15 protein-coding genes and 1 riboswitch are annotated in these 16,885 nt (G+C 68.4%); of the genes, 11 read left to right on the top strand and 4 right to left on the bottom strand.

The features are described 5' to 3' along the window. Window positions 1-260: 260 nt before the first annotated feature. The gene (locus LJ657_RS11090) at window positions 261-617 is read left to right on the top strand and encodes an iron-sulfur cluster assembly accessory protein (protein ID WP_030582488.1); all 357 of its coding nucleotides are present in this window, start codon (window positions 261-263) and stop codon (window positions 615-617) included. 84 nt (window positions 618-701) lie between these two features. Here the strand turns inward: LJ657_RS11090 and LJ657_RS11085 are convergent, their stop codons facing one another. Both LJ657_RS11085 and LJ657_RS11080 read right to left on the bottom strand, forming a co-directional pair. Then, on the bottom strand, window positions 702-2,771 hold the full coding sequence (locus LJ657_RS11085; protein ID WP_372487899.1) for an ICP22 family protein: 2,070 nt from the start codon (window positions 2,769-2,771) through the stop codon (window positions 702-704). Window positions 2,772-3,000: 229 nt separating this feature from the next. Further along, window positions 3,001-3,210 carry a hypothetical protein gene (locus LJ657_RS11080; RefSeq protein ID WP_232648266.1) on the bottom strand — a complete coding sequence of 70 codons (210 nt, stop codon included), beginning with the start codon at window positions 3,208-3,210 and terminating at the stop codon, window positions 3,001-3,003. A gap of 139 nt (window positions 3,211-3,349) precedes the next feature. Here LJ657_RS11080 and LJ657_RS11075 point away from each other — a divergent pair, with 139 nt between their 5' ends. Continuing rightward, the gene (locus tag LJ657_RS11075) at window positions 3,350-4,324 is read left to right on the top strand and encodes a carbohydrate kinase family protein (RefSeq protein ID WP_232648265.1); all 975 of its coding nucleotides are present in this window, start codon (window positions 3,350-3,352) and stop codon (window positions 4,322-4,324) included. A 15-nt stretch (window positions 4,325-4,339) separates the two neighbouring features. Here LJ657_RS11075 and LJ657_RS11070 read toward each other — a convergent pair whose 3' ends face one another. Next, window positions 4,340-5,719, bottom strand: coding sequence for a cysteine desulfurase/sulfurtransferase TusA family protein (locus LJ657_RS11070; RefSeq protein ID WP_232648264.1), 1,380 nt, complete (start codon window positions 5,717-5,719; stop codon window positions 4,340-4,342). Between the two features lie 283 nt (window positions 5,720-6,002). Here LJ657_RS11070 and ctaC point away from each other — a divergent pair, with 283 nt between their 5' ends. The 4 genes from ctaC to LJ657_RS11050 all read left to right on the top strand — a co-directional run bounded on the left by ctaC (window position 6,003) and on the right by LJ657_RS11050 (window position 10,482). Further along, window positions 6,003-6,965 (top strand): aa3-type cytochrome oxidase subunit II, encoded by a 963-nt coding sequence (gene ctaC / locus LJ657_RS11065; RefSeq protein WP_232648263.1) that lies wholly within the window; start codon window positions 6,003-6,005, stop codon window positions 6,963-6,965. After that, on the top strand, window positions 6,962-8,695 hold the full coding sequence (ctaD, locus tag LJ657_RS11060; RefSeq protein WP_232648262.1) for an aa3-type cytochrome oxidase subunit I: 1,734 nt from the start codon (window positions 6,962-6,964) through the stop codon (window positions 8,693-8,695). The genes ctaC and ctaD overlap by 4 nt, the downstream gene beginning before the upstream one ends. Continuing rightward, window positions 8,692-9,090 carry a cytochrome c oxidase subunit 4 gene (locus LJ657_RS11055; protein ID WP_232648261.1) on the top strand — a complete coding sequence of 133 codons (399 nt, stop codon included), beginning with the start codon at window positions 8,692-8,694 and terminating at the stop codon, window positions 9,088-9,090. The genes ctaD and LJ657_RS11055 overlap by 4 nt, the downstream gene beginning before the upstream one ends. A gap of 132 nt (window positions 9,091-9,222) precedes the next feature. Next, window positions 9,223-10,482 carry a L,D-transpeptidase gene (locus tag LJ657_RS11050; RefSeq protein WP_232648260.1) on the top strand — a complete coding sequence of 420 codons (1,260 nt, stop codon included), beginning with the start codon at window positions 9,223-9,225 and terminating at the stop codon, window positions 10,480-10,482. A 116-nt stretch (window positions 10,483-10,598) separates the two neighbouring features. Here LJ657_RS11050 and LJ657_RS11045 read toward each other — a convergent pair whose 3' ends face one another. Beyond that, complete coding sequence (locus LJ657_RS11045; protein WP_232648259.1) at window positions 10,599-11,003, bottom strand: response regulator; 405 nt, start codon at window positions 11,001-11,003, stop codon at window positions 10,599-10,601. 145 nt (window positions 11,004-11,148) lie between these two features. On the opposite strand from LJ657_RS11045, the gene ctaE reads away from it, so the two are divergent. The 5 genes from ctaE (at window position 11,149) to trpD (ending at window position 16,564) form a co-directional block, all read left to right on the top strand. Beyond that, window positions 11,149-11,769 (top strand): aa3-type cytochrome oxidase subunit III, encoded by a 621-nt coding sequence (gene ctaE, locus LJ657_RS11040; protein ID WP_019062389.1) that lies wholly within the window; start codon window positions 11,149-11,151, stop codon window positions 11,767-11,769. An 80-nt stretch (window positions 11,770-11,849) separates the two neighbouring features. Further along, window positions 11,850-12,659, top strand: a complete 810-nt coding sequence (gene qcrC / locus LJ657_RS11035; RefSeq protein WP_232648258.1) for a cytochrome bc1 complex diheme cytochrome c subunit — start codon at window positions 11,850-11,852, stop codon at window positions 12,657-12,659. Then, window positions 12,656-13,723, top strand: a complete 1,068-nt coding sequence (qcrA, locus tag LJ657_RS11030; protein WP_232648257.1) for a cytochrome bc1 complex Rieske iron-sulfur subunit — start codon at window positions 12,656-12,658, stop codon at window positions 13,721-13,723. Before qcrC ends, qcrA begins: the two co-directional genes overlap by 4 nt. Continuing rightward, on the top strand, window positions 13,720-15,354 hold the full coding sequence (qcrB, locus tag LJ657_RS11025; RefSeq protein ID WP_232648256.1) for a cytochrome bc1 complex cytochrome b subunit: 1,635 nt from the start codon (window positions 13,720-13,722) through the stop codon (window positions 15,352-15,354). Before qcrA ends, qcrB begins: the two co-directional genes overlap by 4 nt. 145 nt (window positions 15,355-15,499) lie before the next feature. Then, on the top strand, window positions 15,500-16,564 hold the full coding sequence (gene trpD, locus LJ657_RS11020; RefSeq protein ID WP_232648255.1) for an anthranilate phosphoribosyltransferase: 1,065 nt from the start codon (window positions 15,500-15,502) through the stop codon (window positions 16,562-16,564). Window positions 16,565-16,635: 71 nt separating this feature from the next. Beyond that, a riboswitch (SAM riboswitch) is annotated at window positions 16,636-16,752 on the top strand. The last annotated feature ends 133 nt before the right edge of the window (window positions 16,753-16,885 follow it).

Here is a 16,885-nt window from a genome sequence, read left to right as displayed (position 1 = left end):
CTGGGGGTTCTGCGGAGGGAGGTTCTACGGACGTGCTTCTCGTCTAACTGACGCTATCTATCATAACCCGCTTCACGTCAGTTTGACGATGGTCATAACGTCGATGTGACATGAATCCCGATGAGCCGTTTTCCGCTCGCCATCGCATGTGCGAGCATGAAGGAGGCGCCGAAAACAGGCGCCCGGCCCGGAATGAATCCGCGGCCTTGCCGGTTGGACCAGTCGGCAAGCAGTCTCCGTACAACCCGGGAGAGATGTAGATGTCCGTATCGGACGAGACCAGCACCGTCACCGACGGCATCATCCTGTCCGACGCCGCCGCGGCGAAGGTCAAGGCCCTGCTCGACCAGGAAGGCCGTGACGACCTGGCCCTGCGTGTCGCCGTTCAGCCCGGCGGCTGCTCCGGCCTGCGCTACCAGCTGTTCTTCGACGAGCGCTCCCTCGACGGAGACGTGGTCAAGGACTTCGGCGGCGTCAAGGTCGTCACCGACCGCATGAGCGCCCCGTACCTGGGCGGCGCGTCGATCGACTTCGTCGACACCATCGAGAAGCAGGGCTTCACGATCGACAACCCGAACGCGACGGGCTCCTGCGCCTGCGGCGACTCCTTCAGCTAAGCCCTGTCGGCTTGCTGGACAACTGAACAGACCGAAGGCGGCGGCCCCCTCCGACAGGGCCGCCGCCTTCGTGTGTCCGGCGGGCTACCGCACCCCGGCCGTCGCCTGCGGCCGCAGCGGCCCCGGCTTCGGCAGCGAGATCTCCTTGCCGTCCGAGCCCACGACCTTCCGGTCGCCGAGCGGCTTGTCCAGCTGCACGGTCCGCGTCAGCTGCTTGGCGATCATGATGCAGACCTTGTCCTTCCACGGTGTCTCGGTCACCGTGACGGTCACCTTGTCGGCGCTCTCGCTCGCCTTCGCGTCGTAGTCGCCACACACCCCACCGGTGAAGATCACGGTCAGGTTCCTGCCGTCGGCCGTGTAGCTGTCCACCTTGATGTCACGGGTGGCGGGCGCCGAGCTCGGCCCGCCGCCCGACGTGGTCGCCGACGGGGTGGGTTCCCCGGACGGCGTCGTCGAGTTCGAGGCCAGGTACTTCGGGTCGACGGCCGGATACGTCACCGTGAAGCCGCCCTGCGCGCCCGCGCCCTTCACCTGGAACAGCCAGGACGGCACCAGCGCCCGCCGCCCGTTCACCGCATGCACGGCCAGCCCGAAGACCGCGCCGTCCACGGGGACGGTCTGCTTCGCCGGCGTCGCGCCCGCCCCGGACGCCGACTGCCCGCACGGCGCCTCCAGCCGGTCCTTCATCGGTACGGGGCTGGCGCAGCCGCCGATGCCCATGCGGTGGTCGGTCGTGGGCGCCGAGTTCATCAGGTCCAGCGTCTTCCGCGCGCCCAGCACCGGGTACGTGTCGCCCTTCACCGGCGCCTTCAACTGCCCGCTGCCGCCGACCACTTCACCCTGGGGGCCGACGGTCAGCCCGGTCGTCCAGCCGTACGTGGGCAGCCCGCCGACCAGGGGGTTGGCGTTCACCACCCGCTGGGCGCCCATGACCTGGCTCGCGTCCACCTTCGCGTCGTCCTGGCCGAGCGCCTTCAGCACCGGCGCAGCGGCCTTCCTCGCCGCGGCCTCGCTCACCGTGTCGACGGCCGGGTTCGCGGGATCCTTCGTGCACGCGATGGCGCTCTGACAGGCGTCGGTGCCGGCCGCGTACCGGTGGAACGTCCACGCCCCCGGCGCCTGCCTGTCCACCACGAGGCTCGGCCCGGATCCGTCCTTGGCCGGCCCGACCTGCCAGGCCTGCCCCTGCGCCACCGGCGTGCCGTCCAGCCCGAGGGCCTTGGCCAGCCGCGCCACCTCGTCCTTGGTGACCTGGCCGGTGGCCCGGTACACGGGCGCCGAGTCCGGCCCGCCGGGCAGGGTGCCGTCGGCCTCGTACCGCACGCCGTACGGGTTGGGCTCCCCCGGCGCGATCCCGTTCGTACCCCCCTCGGAGTAACCGTCGAGCGCGAGCAGCGGGGGAGTGGTGTCGTCGCCGGAGGCCGATGCGTTCGTACGACCGCCGGACCCGCCGGAGGCCGATGCGGCGAGGTACGCCCCGCCGCCTCCGACCAGCAACACGGCAGCGGCGACGGAGGCGATGAGCAGGAGGGAGCGGCGGCGGACCGGACGGGGCTCTTCCGTGCCCGGCTCGGGGGTGGCGTCGGGAATCTCGGTGACACCGTCGGCCGCGGTCGGTGCCTTGGCGGCCGTCGGTGCGTTGGCGGCAGTCGGAACCTCGGCGGCCTCGGTCTCCTCGGCGGCCTCGCTCTGCTCGGCGACCGCGGTCTCCTTGACCGGGGCGGTCGCTCCGGCCGCGGTGGTCTCTCCGGTCTCGGCGGTCGCCTCGCCTGTGGTGGGTTCCTCGGCCCCGGCGGATCCCTCGGCCCCGGCGGATCCCTCGGCCGGGGCGGGTTCCTGGGTTGGGGCGGTCGCTCCGACGTCGGTGGTTTCTCCGGTCTTGGCGGATCCCTCGGCCGGGGTGGGTTCCTCGGCCGGGGCTGTCCCCCCGGCCCTGGTGCTTTCCTCTCCCGCGCTGATTTCCCCGACCTCGGCGTCCTCACCCGCGCCCCCGGTCTTCTCCGCGTCGGCTTCCTCCCCAGGAGCGTCCGCGTCGCCCTCCGTCACGCCCGGAGTCCGGGCACGCACGGCACCCTGCTCCTCCGCGGAGCCGGGGGCGCCGACGCCACCGTCCTCGTCCCGGGCGTCGTTGTCGGGTCGCTCGGTGTTCACCGCATCGCTCCTTCGGCTGCGCAGCTGTCCTGTGACCCTGACCCGGCCCTGTCAAAACGGCCTGCTGGAGGGTCGTATCGCACATCCCCCTCACGGGGGACGGCGATGGGACGCAGCGGAGGAGCGCGCGGTTCCCTTCACATGCGCCGGTCCGCGCCACCGGGCCGTGACGGACCACGGACCCGCACTCAGTGCCCGTAGTCCGTACTCAGTCCCCGTCAGTCCGCACTCAGTCCCCGTAGTCCGACATCGAGTCCAGCAGGCGGGCCGAGTTCGGCGGCACGATCACGCCGTGGATGAGTGACGGGGAGACCGGGCGGGAAGTGATGCGGTCGGGGGCGGCCCAGTGGGGGACCATCCGGGCACAGTCGCCGCGCAGCGACGCAAGGTCGCCTTCCAGGTCGACCGGGACCGGGGCATGGACCTTCAGGTTCGTCATAGCGGAACCGTATGCACGCGGCAGCCGCCCGAGAAAGATCTACTATCGGGTAGTTTTGGCCACTTCAGAGCCCGGCTACGACCCGGTAGCGTGAACTGTCCATTCGCCCTCCCGTCTCCCACAGGAGAGAGTCCCCGCCGTGCGCATCGCAGTCACCGGCTCCATCGCCACCGACCACCTCATGACCTTCCCCGGCCGCTTCGCCGACCAGCTCGTCGCGGACCAGTTGCACACGGTCTCGCTGTCCTTCCTGGTCGACAACCTCGACGTGCGCCGGGGTGGCGTCGGCGCGAACATCGCGTTCGGCATGGGCCAGCTCGGCACGGACCCGATCCTGGTCGGCGCCGCCGGCTTCGACTTCGACGAGTACCGCGCCTGGCTGGACCGGCACGGCGTCGACACCGACTCGGTCCGTATCTCCGAGACCCTGCACACCGCCCGCTTCGTGTGCACCACGGACGCCGACCACAACCAGATCGGCTCCTTCTACACGGGCGCCATGAGCGAGGCCCGCCAGATCGAACTGAAGACCGTCGCGGACCGCGTCGGCGGCCTGGACCTGGTCCTGATCGGCGCCGACGATCCGGAGGCGATGCTCCGGCACACCGAGGAGTGCCGCTCCCGCCAGATCCCCTTCGCCGCCGACTTCTCCCAGCAGATCGCCCGGATGAACGGCGACGAGATCCGGATACTGCTGGACGGCGCCACGTACCTCTTCTCCAACGAGTACGAGAAGGGCCTGATCGAGTCCAAGACGGGCTGGACGGACGCCGAGATCCTCGCCAAGGTCGGCCACCGTGTCACCACCCTCGGCTCCCGCGGTGTCCGCGTCGAGCGCGTCGGCGAGGACCCGATCGAGGTCGGCTGCGCGGAGGAGGAGCGCAAGGCCGACCCCACGGGCGTCGGCGACGCCTTCCGTGCGGGCTTCCTCTCCGGCCTCGCCTGGGGGGTCTCCCTGGAGCGCGCCGCGCAGGTCGGCTGCATGCTCGCCACCCTCGTCATCGAGACGGTCGGCACCCAGGAGTACCAGCTGCGCCGCGTCCACTTCATGGAGCGCTTCACCAAGGCGTACGGCGATGAGGCCGCCGTGGAGGTCCAGAAGCACCTGGCGTAGCCGGCGGCCGCCCGGTCAGGAGATCCGGCGGACCACATAGGCCGAGCCCCGGTCCGCCGGCTCCTCACCCACATACTCCTGGCCCCGCATCTCGCACCACGCCGGGATGTCCAGCCGCGCCGCCTCGTCGTCGGACAGGACCCGCACCGTGCCGCCCACCGGCACGTCCCCGATGACCTTGGCGAGCTCGATGACGGGGATCGGGCAGCGCCTGCCGAGGGCGTCGACGACCAGGGCGTCGTCCTGCCGCACGGTCGCCGCCGCAACCGGCGCCCCCAGCTTCTCGCGCACCTCTGCCACGGCCCCCGGCAGCACCGCCAGGAACCGCTCGACGTCCTCCTCCGGCGTCCCCATGGGCAGCGAAACCCTCACATTCCCCTCACTCAGCACACCCATCGCCTTCAGTACATGGCTGGGCGTCAGCGTGCTGCTGGTGCAGGAGGACCCGGAGGAAACGGAGAAACCCTCCCGGTCCAGCTCGTGCAGCAGGGTCTCCCCGTCGACATAGAGACAGGAGAAGGTGACGATCCCCGGCAGCCGCCGCTCCGGATCCCCGACCACCTCCACGTCCGGCACCGACCGCGGCACACGCACCCGGATCCGCTCCGTGAGCTCCCGCAGCCGTACCGCCTCCTGCTCCGCCTCCGCCCGCACGGCCCGCAACGAGGCGGCCGCCGCCACGATCCCCGGCAGATTCTCGAAACCGGCGGCCCGCCCCGACTCCCGCTCGTCCGCAGGCCCTTGTGACACGAACCGCACACCTTTTCGTACGACGAGCAGCCCCACCCCCGAGGGCCCGCCCCACTTGTGGGCACTGGCCGTGAGCAGCGACCAGTCGCCCTGCACCGGCCCCCACCCCAGCGACTGCGCCGCATCCACAAGCAGCGGCACGCCGGACTCCCGGCACACCGACGCCACTTCGGCCACGGGCTGCTCGGTCCCCACCTCGTGGTTGGCCGACTGAAGACAGGCCAGCGCGGTGTCCGGTCGGAGGGCGTCGGCGTACGACGCAGGCGTCACCCTGCCCTGCCGGTCCACCTCGACCTGCGCGACGCTCCCACCGCCGGCCTCGTGCGCGTCCGCCGCATGGAGCACCGAGGAGTGTTCGACCGCCGACACGATCAGGTGACGCCCGATCCGGTGACGCCCGCCCAACGCCCCCGCGATTCCGGCATGCACGGCCCGTGTCCCGGAAGAGGCGAAAACCAGCTCGTCGGCACGGCATCCCACAGCCTCAGCGGCCGCCTCCCGAGCGGCATCCAGCAACATCCGAGCCCGCCGACCCTCCCGATACAGCCGTGTGGGGTCGGCCCACCCCTCATCCAGAGAGGCCAACAGCGCCTGACGGGCGACGGGATGGAGAGGAGCGGAGGAAGCGGCGTCGAAATAGGGCATACGTAAACGCTATGACGTCCCTGGCTGCAGCGGGCCTACAGGGGCGCGGGGCGATGACATCAACGGCTCCGCCGCGGGGCACGACCGGCCACAAACAACCCGCAGCCGCCAATCCAGCGAACCCCCGGAGTGACTAGGCCCCCCTCCCCGCGAACCCCCGGAGGGCGTCGGCTAGGGTTTGGTCCGCATAAACATCCAAACCCCTGCCCGACGCAGGGCGGCGACCGACCAGCGAGAAGGCCGCAGCCAATACGCGCGGGCGAGACTCTCGGGAAGGCGCTACGTGAGTCCCAACGGCTCCGACCGCTCGCCGCGGCGCCCGATGCGGCGGAAGCTGCTGCAGGCAATGACTGCGGGCCTGGTCCTGGCGACCGCAACCGGTTGCACATCCAAGGACTTCCCTCGCCTTGGATTCCCCACCCCGACAACGGAAGAGGCTCCGCGGATCCTCTCCCTGTGGCAGGGCTCCTGGGCTGCCGCTCTGGCCACCGGCGTGCTGGTGTGGGGCCTGATCATCTGGAGCACGATCTTCCACCGGCGCAGCCGCACCAAGATCGAAGTTCCTCCGCAGACCCGGTACAACATGCCGATCGAGGCGCTGTACACCGTGGTTCCGCTCGTCATCGTCTCGGTGCTGTTCTACTTCACGGCCCGCGACGAGTCGAAGCTGCTCAGCCTCACCGACAAGAAGCCCGCGGTCACGGTGAACGTCGTGGCGTTCCAGTGGAGCTGGGCCTTCAACTACATCGAGCCCGTGCCCGGTGTCAGCGGTGACGCGAAGACCGACAAGAACCTGGACAACATTCCGGACCGGTTCAAGAAGGACTTCCCGGCGAGCGCCGGCGGTGTCTACGACGTCGGTACGCCCGCCACGAAGAACCCGCAGACCGGCAACCCGGGTCCGACGCTGTGGCTGCCGAAGGGCGAGACGGTCCGCTTCGTCCTCACCTCGCGCGACGTCATCCATGACTTCTGGGTGATTCCGTTCCTGATGAAGATGGACGTCGTTCCGGGCCACACCAACTCCTTCCAGGTGACTCCCAACCGGGAAGGCACCTTCAGGGGCAAGTGCGCCGAGCTCTGCGGCGTCGACCACTCCCGGATGCTGTTCAACGTGAAGGTCGTCTCCCCCGAGCGCTACGAGCAGCACCTCAAGGACCTCGCCAAGAAGGGGCAGACCGGTTACGTTCCCGCCGGCATCGCGCAGACGAGCCACGAGAAGAACCGGGAGACGAACAACCTGTGAGCATCCTCAACGACCCCCAGGGTGCCGCGGCAGAGTCCCACTACGCGGACGAACTGCCGGTCCGGCGCAAGCAGCCCGGCAACGTCGTGATCAAGTGGCTCACCACCACTGACCACAAGACGATCGGGACGCTCTATCTCGTCACGTCGTTCGCGTTCTTCCTGATCGGCGGCGTGATGGCGCTGCTGATGCGCGCCGAGCTCGCCCGGCCCGGTCTGCAGATCATGTCGAACGAGCAGTTCAACCAGGCGTTCACGATGCACGGCACGATCATGCTGCTGATGTTCGCTACGCCGCTGTTCGCCGGCTTCACGAACTGGATCATGCCGCTGCAGATCGGCGCGCCCGACGTGGCGTTCCCGCGGCTGAACATGTTCGCCTACTGGCTCTACCTGTTCGGCTCGACGATCGCGGTGGGCGGCTTCCTCACCCCCCAGGGTGCGGCCGACTTCGGCTGGTTCGCCTACTCCCCGCTGTCCAGCGCGGTCAACTCGCCGGGCATCGGCGCCGACCTGTGGATCATGGGTCTGGCCTTCTCCGGCTTCGGCACGATCCTCGGCTCGGTCAACTTCATCACCACCATCATCTGCATGCGCGCGCCGGGCATGACCATGTTCCGCATGCCGATCTTCGTGTGGAACGTGCTGCTGACCGCGGTGCTGGTCCTGCTCGCCTTCCCGGTCCTCGCGGCTGCGCTGTTCGCCCTGGAGGCGGACCGTAAATTCGGCGCGCATGTCTTCGACGCGGCCAACGGCGGCGCGTTGCTGTGGCAACACCTCTTCTGGTTCTTCGGCCATCCAGAGGTGTACATCATCGCGCTGCCGTTCTTCGGCATCATCTCCGAGGTCATCCCGGTCTTCTCCCGCAAGCCGATGTTCGGCTACATGGGCCTGATCGGCGCGACGATCGCCATCGCCGGTCTGTCCGTGACCGTGTGGGCCCACCACATGTACGTCACCGGCGGTGTGCTGCTCCCGTTCTTCTCCTTCATGACGTTCCTCATCGCCGTACCGACCGGCGTGAAGTTCTTCAACTGGATCGGAACGATGTGGAAGGGGTCCCTGTCCTTCGAGACCCCGATGCTCTGGGCGACCGGCTTCCTGGTCACCTTCACCTTCGGTGGTCTGACCGGTGTCATCCTGGCCTCGCCGCCGATGGACTTCCACGTCTCGGACTCGTACTTCGTGGTGGCGCACTTCCACTACGTGGTCTTCGGCACCGTCGTCTTCGCGATGTTCTCCGGCTTCCACTTCTGGTGGCCGAAGATGACCGGGAAGATGCTCGACGAGCGCCTCGGCAAGATCACCTTCTGGACGCTGTTCATCGGCTTCCACGGCACCTTCCTGGTCCAGCACTGGCTGGGTGCCGAGGGCATGCCGCGTCGTTACGCGGACTACCTCGCGGCCGACGGCTTCACCGCCCTGAACACGATCTCGTCGATCAGCTCGTTCCTGCTGGGCCTGTCGATCCTGCCGTTCCTCTACAACGTGTGGAAGACGGCCAAGTACGGCAAGAAGGTCGAGGTCGACGACCCGTGGGGCTACGGCCGCTCGCTCGAGTGGGCCACGTCCTGCCCGCCGCCGCGGCACAACTTCCTCACCCTGCCGCGGATCCGCAGCGAATCCCCGGCGTTCGACCTGCATCACCCTGAGATCGCCGCTCTCGACCAGCTCGAGAACGCGCCTCACGGTGAGAAGGCTCTGGCTGGTGGCAAGGAGGCCGGCAAGTGAAGGTTCAGGGCAAGATGTTCATGTGGCTGAGCTTCTTCGTCCTCGCCACGGCGGTGGTCTATGGCGTGTGGTCGAAGGAGCCGGCCGGTACCACGGCGCTCTTCCTGACCTTCGGTCTGTGCATCATGGTCGGCTTCTACCTGGGCTTCACGGCCAAGCGGGTCGACGTGGGTGCCATGGACAACAAGGAGGCGGACGTCGCGGACGACGCCGGCGAGGTCGGGTTCTTCAGCCCGCACAGCTGGCAGCCGCTCGCCCTCGGGACCGGTGGCGCGCTGGCCTTCCTGTCGATCGCGATCGGCTGGTGGCTGCTGTACTTCTCGGCGCCGATCATCGTGATCGGCCTGTACGGCTGGGTCTTCGAGTACTACCGCGGTGAGAACCGCACCCAGTAGCACGAGCAGAGCGCATCGGGAGCCCGGACACTCCGTGAGGAGCGTCCGGGCTCCCGCTTTTGCACCAATACCGTTCCCTCGTCCGGGTTACCCCGCGCGCCGTCCTTGACGAACGTCCATAGCGTGATGGCCATGACCCACTCTCCGCGCACCCGCACCGTCGTCAGCTGCACGCTGCTGGTGATCGCCCTAGGCGCGGGCGGCACCGCTTGCAGCGGCGGCGGCAACCCGCTGACCGACAAGCCGTACGACGCGACGGACCAGCTCTCCTTCAACGGCCTCGCGGGGGACGGGAAGAAGGCCGACCCGGACAAGCCCCTGGAGGTCACCGCCGAGGACGACGGCCGCATCACGGACGTCACGGCCACGGACGCCGCAGGCCGCTTCGTGGCGGGCGAACTCTCCGCCGACGGCACCCGCTGGCACAGCACCTCCCCGCTCGCCGCCAACGCCCACTACACGGTCCGGGTGAGCACGGAGGACGAGGACGGGGCGCCGGGCCGCAAGGTCCTCACCTTCGACACCAGCATCCCCACCGCCAAGAAGCGCCTGGGCGTGAAGCTCGGGCCCGACTCCGGTGACTACGGCGTCGGCCAGCCCGTCACCGCCCAACTGGACCAGCCCGTCAAGGACAAGGCACAGCGCGCCGTCGTCGAGCGGGCGCTGCGGGTGGACTCCGTACCGGCCGTGCAGGGCGCCTGGCACTGGGTGGACGACAAGGAACTCCACTACCGGCCCAAGGACTACTGGCCCGCCCACGCCACCGTCGAGGTGCACAGCAACCTGGACGGCATCAAGGTCGGCGACCGGCTGTGGGGCACCAGGAGCAAGCCGGTGAAGCTCACCATCGGCGACACGATCATCGCCGTCACCGACGCCGCGGCGCACTCCATGGCGGTGTACAAGAACGGCGAGGACATCAGGGATGTCCCCGTCACCACCGGCAAGCCCGGCTTCGAGACCCGCAACGGCGTCAAGGTCGTACTGGGCAAGCAGTCCTTCGTACGCATGCGCAGCGCCACCGTGGGCATCGCCGAGGGCAGCTCCGACTCCTACGACCTGCCCGTCTACTGGGCCACCCGCCTCACCTGGAGCGGCGAGTACGTCCACGCCGCCCCCTGGTCCGTGGGCTCCCAGGGCTACGCCAACGTCAGCCACGGCTGCACCGGCATGAGCACCGGGAACGCCGAGTGGTTCTTCAACACCGTGCACGAGGGCGACGTGGTGAAGGTCATCAACTCCAACGGCGACACCATGGAGCCCTTCGGCAACGGCTTCGGCGACTGGAACCTCACCTGGAAGAGCTGGCGCACAGGCAGCGCCCTGGTGGGCGGCACACCGGACGGCCCGAGCCCGGACGACGCGGCGAAGCTGAGGCCACAGAGCGTGTGACACGGCCTGAGCGTTTGACGCGGGCTGAGGGGCAGCGGGCCCCCGAGGGGCGCGGGCAACTGCGCGACAGGCCACGACGGACCCGGAGCCGCCAAGGATCCCGCACCCCCGAGTTCCTAGGCGCTCTGCTGAAGTGCCTTCCGCCGCAACAGAGAAGCCAACGCCGCCGCGAACTCCACAGGCTCCACAGGCAACGTCACAGCCGCATCCGCCCGACTCCAGGTGGCCAGCCACGCATCCTGAGGCCGCCCGATCAGCACGAGCACCGGCGGGCAGTTGAACACCTCGTCCTTGATCTGCCGGCACACCCCCATGCCTCCCATGGGCACGGCCTCGCCGTCCAGGACGCAGACGTCGATCCCGCCCCGGTCCAGCTCCTTGATGACGGCGGCCGGCGTCGCACACTCCAGGAACTCGACCACGGGAACATCGGGAGCGGGCCTTCGCCCGGTCGCCAGCCGCACCTGCTCGCGGGTGTTGGAGTTGTTGCTGTAGACCAGCACCGTGGCGGTCGGCTGCATAGTTCCTCCGAGGCGTCAGCGTCGTACGGAAAGGCCCGATGGGGCGGATGTTACTCCGTTCAACACCACGTCAACACCGGTATGGACGGCAGCAACACTCCGAACGGCACCCCCCGGAGTGAGGGCGGGATAAGCGACCGACATAATGTCGGTCGTGGCGACAGCAACGACAGTAGAAACCGGGCACGCGCACCCGTCGGTCAACCGGCCGAACCTCACCAGCGTCGGAACCATCATCTGGCTGAGTTCCGAGCTGATGTTCTTCGCGGCCCTCTTCGCGATGTACTTCACCCTGCGATCGGTGACCGGACCGGATCACTGGAAGGAGATGGCGAGTCATCTCAACATTCCGTTCTCCGCGACCAACACCACGATCCTGGTGCTCTCCTCCCTCACCTGCCAGCTCGGCGTCTTCGCCGCCGAGCGCGGGGACGTGAAGAAGCTCCGGGGCTGGTTCATCATCACGTTCGTGATGGGTGCGATCTTCATCGGCGGTCAGATCTTCGAGTACACGGAGCTGGTGAAGAAGGACGGCATCTCGCTGTCCTCCGACCCGTACGGCTCGGTGTTCTACCTGACCACCGGGTTCCACGGCATGCACGTGACGGGCGGCCTCATCGCCTTCCTGTTCGTTCTCGGCCGCACCTACGCGGCCAAGAGGTTCACCCACGAGCAGGCGACCGCGGCCATCGTCGTGTCCTACTACTGGCACTTCGTCGATGTCGTGTGGATCGGCCTCTTCGCCACGATCTACCTGATCAAGTAGCCGGGCCCGTTCCCGCGTGCGCCTGCGCGGCGCACAACCCGCAAGCATCGACGCAGAAGATCCTGACACCGGGGTAATCCGTGAAAAAGCTCTCCGCACGACGACGCCATCCCATGGCGGCGCTCGTCGTCCTACTCCTCGCGCTGGCATGCACCGGGGGGCTGTACGCCGTGTTCGCACCCGCGAGCAAGGCGCAGGCCGACGAAACCGCCCAGTCTCTCGCCATCGACGAGGGCAAGAAGCTCTTCTCCGTGGGCTGCGCCAGCTGCCACGGCACCGGCGGTCAGGGCACCTCCGACGGTCCGAGCCTCGTGGGCGTGGGCTCCGCGGCCGTCGACTTCCAGGTCGGCACCGGCCGTATGCCGGCCCAGCAGCCGGGCGCGCAGGTCCCGAAGAAGAAGGTCATCTACACGCAGGCCGAGATCGACCAGCTCGCCGCGTACGTCTCCTCCCTGGGCGCCGGTCCGTCCGTCCCGACCAAGGCGGAGTACGGCCCTGACGGTGCTGACATCGCCAAGGGTGGCGAGCTGTTCCGCACCAACTGCGCGCAGTGCCACAACTTCGTCGGCAAGGGCGGCGCGCTGACGCACGGCAAGTTCGCGCCGGACCTTTCGGGCGTCGCCCCGAAGCACATCTACGAGGCCATGCAGACCGGCCCGCAGAACATGCCGTCGTTCCCCGACACCACGATGACGCAGCAGAACAAGAAGGACATCATCGCGTACCTGAACGCGGTCAACGGTGACAACACCGAGAGCCCCGGCGGCCTTGAGCTGGGCGGACTCGGCCCGGTCTCCGAGGGCCTGTTCGCCTGGATCTTCGGACTCGGCGCGCTGATCGCGGTCGCCGTCTGGGTCGCCGCTCGGACCGCAAAGGCCAAGAAGTCATGAGTAGCCAAGACATTCCAGAAGAGAACCTGCCTGCCGAGCACTCCGCAGGACACAACGAGCACGGCGCGGTGACCGTCGCGGACGACAAGAACCCGTTCGCGGACCCCGGTCTGCCGCCCCACGAGCACCGGGTGCAGGACATCGACGAGCGGGCCGCCAAGCGGTCCGAGCGTGTGGTGGCCATGCTGTTCACGGTCTCGATGCTGGCCACGGTCGGCTTCATCGCCTCGTACGTGGCGATCCCGCACGACAAGTCGATCTTCGTGTTCCCGATCGGCCACATCAACGCGCTGAACTTCGCGCTGGGCCTGACCCTGGGTCTCGCCCTGTTCGCGATCGGCGCGGGCGCGGTCCACTGGGCCCGCACCCTGATGTCCGACGAGGAGATCGCCGACGAGCGGCACCCGATCGAGGCGCCCCCCGAGGTCAAGGCCAAGGTCATGGCCGACTTCAAGCAGGGCGCCAAGGAGTCCGCGCTCGGGCGTCGCAAGCTGATCCGCAACACGATGTTCGGCGCGCTGGCCCTGTTCCCGCTCTCCGGCGTCATGCTGCTGCGCGACCTCGGACCGCTGCCGGGGACCAAGCTCCGCCACACGCTGTGGTCCAAGGGCAAGCTGCTCGTCAACGTGAACACGAACGAGCCGCTGCGTGCCTCCGACGTCGCGGTCGGCTCGCTCACCTTCGCCAAGCCCGAGGGCCTGGAGGAGACCGACGAGAACTTCCAGACCGAGATCGCCAAGGCGGCCCTGATGATCGTCCGGCTCCAGCCGGAGAACATCAAGGACAAGCAAGAGCTCGACTGGTCGTACCAGGGCATCGTCGCGTACTCGAAGATCTGCACCCACGTGGGCTGCCCGATCTCCCTGTACGAGCAGCAGACGCACCACGTGCTGTGCCCCTGCCACCAGTCCACCTTCGACCTCTCCGACGGTGCCCGGGTGATCTTCGGCCCCGCCGGTCACGCCCTGCCGCAGCTGCGCATCGGCGTGAACGACCAGGGCTACCTCGAGGCGCTCGGCGACTTCGAAGAGCCCGTCGGTCCTGCATTCTGGGAGCGCGGATGAGCAACAACGAGAGCACCGAGGCACGGCGCGGCAAAGCGCCGGCCGGCGAGCGCGTCGCCGACTGGGCCGACGGCCGGCTGGGGATCTACGGCCTGGCCAAGTCCAACATGCGCAAGATCTTCCCCGACCACTGGTCGTTCATGTTGGGCGAGGTCTGCCTCTACAGCTTCATCATCATCATCCTCACGGGTGTGTACCTGACGCTGTTCTTCCACCCGTCGATGAACGAGGTGGAGTACCACGGCAGCTACATCCCGCTGCAGGGCCAGATGATGTCCGAGGCGTTCAACTCGACCCTGCACATCTCCTTCGATGTGCGCGGCGGTCTGCTGATCCGGCAGATCCACCACTGGGCCGCGCTGATCTTCCTCGCGGGCATGTTCGTGCACATGATGCGCGTGTTCTTCACCGGCGCGTTCCGCAAGCCGCGTGAGGTCAACTGGCTGTTCGGCTTCCTGCTGCTCGTCCTGGGCATGTTCACCGGCTTCACCGGTTACTCGCTCCCGGACGACCTGCTCTCCGGCACCGGTGTCCGCTTCATGGAGGGCGCGATCCTGTCCGTGCCGGTCGTCGGCACGTACCTGTCGATGTTCCTCTTCGGCGGCGAGTTCCCGGGCGGCGACTTCGTGGCCCGCTTCTACTCGATCCACATCCTGCTGCTGCCGGGCATCATGCTCGGCCTGTTGGTCGGCCACCTGATCCTGGTCTTCTACCACAAGCACACGCAGTTCGCGGGTCCCGGAAAGACGAACAACAACGTCGTCGGCATGCCGCTGCTGCCGGTGTACATGGCGAAGGCCGGAGGCTTCTTCTTCCTGGTCTTCGGTGTCATCGCGGCCATCGCGGCGATCGCCTCGATCAACCCGATCTGGGCCATGGGCCCCTACCGTCCGGACCAGGTGTCCACCGGCGCCCAGCCCGACTGGTACATGGGCTTCTCCGAGGGCCTGATCCGTACGATGCCGGGCTGGGAGATCAATCTCTGGGGCCACACGCTCGTCCTGGGCGTGTTCATCCCGCTGGTGATCTTCCCGCTGGTCCTGGTCGCGATCGCGGTCTACCCGTTCGTCGAGTCCTGGGTCACCGGCGACAAGCGCGAGCACCACATCCTGGACCGTCCGCGCAACGCCCCGACGCGTACCGGGTTCGGTGCCGCGTGGATCTCCTGGTACTTCGTGCTGATGATCGGCGGCGGCAACGACCTGTGGGCCACGCACTTCCACCTGTCGATCAACGCGATCACCTGGTTCGTGCGCATCGGCTTCTTCGTGGTGCCGGTCCTCGTGTTCATCGCCACCAAGCGGATCTGCCTCGGCCTGCAGCGCCGCGACAAGGACAAGGTGCTGCACGGGCGCGAGTCCGGCATCATCAAGCGCCTGCCGCACGGTGAGTTCATCGAGGTGCACGAGCCGCTCAGCCAGGACGCCCTGCACACCCTCACCGCGCACGAGCAGTACCAGCCGGCCGAGATCGGCCCGACGGTCGACGAGAACGGCGTCGAGCGCAAGGTCAAGGGCTCCGAGCGGCTGCGCGCCAAGCTCAGCGAGGCGTACTACGGCGAGGAGTCCCAGATTCCGAAGCCGACCGTCGAGGAGTACAGGGAGATCACGAGCGGCCACGGCCACCACTGATCGCTGCGGCTCGCCACAGCCACGGTAGAAGGGCCCTGTCCGGTCTTCGGACGGGGCCCTTCGCCGTGCCCCGAGGCTGGATAGGGTGGGGGTCGGACTCCCCGACGAGTCCACATACTCTTCTACGACACCCAGGAGCGGCCTCATGAGCGCTGTGACCCCCGCTGGAGGCGACACCGCGGCGGGCCGTTCCTGGCCCGAGGTACTGAACGCCCTGCTGTACGGCCGTGACCAGAGCGCCGACGCGACGGCCTGGGCGATGGACCAGATCATGCGCGGTGAGGCGACCGACGCGCAGATCGCCGGCTTCGTGGTGGCGCTGCGCGCCAAGGGCGAGACCGTCGAGGAGATCACCGGTGTGGTCCGGGCGATGTACGAGCACGCCAAGGTCATCGAGGTGTCGGGCCGCACGGTGGACATCGTCGGCACGGGCGGCGACGGCGCCAAGACGGTGAACATCTCCACGATGTCGGCGATCGTGGTGGCCGGAACCGGCGCCAAGGTCGTCAAGCACGGCAACCGCGCGGCCTCGTCGGCGTCGGGTGCCTCGGACGTCCTGGAGAAGCTGGGTGTCAACCTCGACCTCACCCCCCAGCGGGTGGCCGAGGTCGCGGAGGAGGCAGGCATCACCTTCTGCTTCGCGGTGAAGTTCCACCCGGCGCTGCGTCATGTCGCCGCCGCGCGCGGCCAGTTGGGCATCCGGACGGTCTTCAACGCCCTCGGCCCGCTGACCAACCCGGCGAAGGTCAGGTCCCAGGCGGTCGGTGTGGCCGACCCCCGTCTGGCACCGATGATCGCGGGGGTGCTGGCCGAACGCGGCAACTCCTCCCTGGTCTTCCGCGGCGACGACGGCCTCGACGAGCTGACGACCACGGCCACCTCCCACGTCTGGGTGGTCCGCGACGGCAAGGTCACCGAGGAGACCTTCGACCCCCGTGACGTCGGCATCGAGCTGGTCCCGGTGGAGGCCCTGCGCGGCGGCGACCCGTCGTACAACGCGGAGGTCGCCCGCAGGCTCCTCGACGGGGAGAAGGGCCCCGTACGGGACGCCGTACTGCTGAACTCGGCGGCCGCGCTGGTCGCTCTCGACCCGGCCCCCGGGACGCTGGCCGAGCAGATCCGGGCCGGCATGGACAAGGCGGCGGAGTCGATCGACTCCGGCGCGGCCAAGCGGACGCTGGACCGTTGGGTCGCCGCCAGCAACGCGTAGCACAGGACCGCGGTCCCGCAATCCGGACAGGAGTTGCGGGACCGCGATCACTTCACGTACGTTCGTGTTCAGGTCATGAGTGACAGTCATGAGGCCCCGGCCGACTGTCCGGCAACCCTCCGTCCGTGGCGGGGTGCCCCGGGTGAGGACCAGGCCGTAGGCAGCGAGGTCTACGGCAAGCGCGGGCCCCTCTCGAAACCAGGGGTCCTGGTCGTTCGAGGGAGCCTTCTGTGAGCAAGCGAATGCGATAGGGCGTAGAGCCCCGCTTCCGCGTACCCCTTTTCACTTTTTCCCGTGCCGTCGACGCGATCGTCCGGTACG

The organism is Streptomyces guryensis (assembly GCF_021261325.1).
Taxonomy (GTDB): Bacteria; Actinomycetota; Actinomycetes; order Streptomycetales; family Streptomycetaceae; genus Streptomyces; species Streptomyces guryensis.
The sequence above is the reverse complement of the archived record's forward strand: the minus strand, read 5'-3'. Positions and strand labels throughout refer to the sequence as shown.